The sequence below is a fragment of the Pandoraea sp. PE-S2R-1 genome, from assembly GCF_002179865.1.
Lineage (GTDB): Bacteria > Pseudomonadota > Gammaproteobacteria > Burkholderiales > Burkholderiaceae > Pandoraea.
The window spans coordinates 1-410 of the sequence record NZ_NGUR01000077.1 but is presented as its reverse complement, the minus strand read 5'-3'; the positions used below and the strand labels follow the sequence as shown (position 1 = coordinate 410).

The 410-nt window shown below is 62.9% G+C and carries 1 pseudogene; it reads right to left on the bottom strand.

Annotation, left to right across the window (positions count from 1 at the left end):
• Positions 1-283 precede the first annotated feature (283 nt).
• Positions 284-410, bottom strand: a pseudogene (locus tag CDV44_RS27900) (sulfurtransferase); the annotation flags it as partial.

Genomic DNA, 410 nt, shown 5'->3' with positions numbered 1-410 from the left:
TTGCCGTCGGGCTGACACTGGTGGTGTGGCTCAACGGTCACGATCATGAGCACGACCACGGGCACGACCATAAGGACGGTGGTAACGCCTTGGCGATGTCGGCAGTCAATGCGAGTGAAGGCGGCGGTATTGCGGCGCCGGGCAAGTCGCCACATTGATCGGGTGATACGACGCCCCGGCATTTGATGTTGGGCGGCGAAGCAAGCAAAAAGGGCGTCCCTCGGGACGCCCTTTGTCATTGCTGCCGCGTCGATGCCGACGAGCATGGCCGATGGCTTACGGCCTACGGCTGTGAGCCAGTCGCGACCGGACGACGTTTGTCGGCACACCATTCGCTCCACGATCCCGGATAGAGACTGGCGCCGTGCAGTCCGGCGACTTCCATCGCAAGCAGATTGTGGCAGGCCGTC